1 protein-coding gene is annotated in these 1,338 nt (G+C 68.5%); it reads left to right on the forward strand.

The window, feature by feature from the left end; translation table 11 throughout:
- Positions 1-1,338 (forward strand): polyketide synthase dehydratase domain-containing protein (locus ACLQ28_RS34400; protein ID WP_425690429.1); only part of this gene is annotated, 1,338 nt, incomplete at both ends.

Raw genomic sequence — 1,338 nt, forward strand, 5'->3', positions numbered from 1 at the left:
CAGGCCCACACTGCCGGGACGAGCGTCGACTGGCCGGCTTTCTACTCCGGCACGCATGCCCGACGGGTTGATCTGCCCACCTACGCGTTCCAACGTCAGCGGTACTGGTTGATGCCGGGCACGGATGCGGCGAGCGCCGCGGGTGCCGGCCTCGGCCGGATCGACCACCCCCTGCTGTCTGCTGCCGTCCGGGTGGGTGACCGGGACGAGTGGCTGTTCACCGGACGCGTCTCGCAGGAGTCGGCGCCGTGGGTGAGCGACCACGGCGTACTCGGAATGGTGATCGTGCCGGGCACCGCGTTGGTCGAGCTGGCGATTGCCGCCGGCCGGCACAGGGGTAGCCCCGTGCTTGAGGAACTGGTGCTGGAAGCGCCGCTGATCATGGCGGAGCACGCCGCCGTCCAGATTCAGGTCACCATCGGCGAGGCAGCCGAGGACGGTGGACGCGAGGTCGCGATCTACTCCCACCCGGAGACCGAAATCGAACAGGAAGCAACCTGCCATGCGCGCGGGGTGCTCACCACGGACGGGTCGGTCACGGAGTTCTGGGTGCCGGGTGAGTGGCCGCCGGCGGATGCCGAGCCGTTCGCGGTGGATGCGTTCTATGCGAGGTTGGCCGAGATCGGGTTTGACTACGGTCCGGCGTTTCAGGGGCTTCGGGCTGGTTGGCGCAGCGGTGGCGAGGTGTATGCCGAGGTGGCGTTGCCGGAGGAGCATGCCGGGTCGGCTCGTGGGTTCGGGATTCATCCGGCGTTGTTCGATGCGTCGTTGCATGGTGGGCTTGGTTGGCTTGATCGGGGCGAGGGGTCCTCGTTGGGGTTGCCGTTCTCCTGGTCTGGGGTGCGTTTCGGGCAGGGTGGTCTGGCCCAGGTGCGGGTGCGGATCAGCTCTGCGGGTGAGCAGGCGTTGCGGGTCGACGTCGTCGGTGTTGAGGGTGAGCCGGTCGCGAGCGTGGCCAAACTCGCTTTCCGGCCGGTCGAGCAGGCGCAGTTGGAGAACGCCCAGGACGTGGGGCGGAACTCGTTGTTCCAGGTCGACTGGGCTGAGGTCACGGCCGAGCGCGCCTCCGGATCGGCAACTGTCGCGTTCCTCGGTGACGGCCTGGCCGGGGCCGGTGAGCGCTACGCCGACCTGGACGCGTTCGAGCGTGCAATCGCCGATGGCGCGACGTTGCCCGACGGCGTTGTCGTCAAGCTCGACAGCGCTGCCGGCGAGCCGATCGGTGCGGCAGCACACGCGCTCACCGAGGACGTTCTCGGTTTGTTGCAGTGGTGGTTGGCCAGCGAGCGGTTGGCTGAGGTGCGGTTGGTGGTGGTGACGCGCGACGGTGTGGCGGTT

This window comes from Micromonospora sp. DT201 (assembly GCF_049841575.1).
Lineage (GTDB): Bacteria > Actinomycetota > Actinomycetes > Mycobacteriales > Micromonosporaceae > Micromonospora.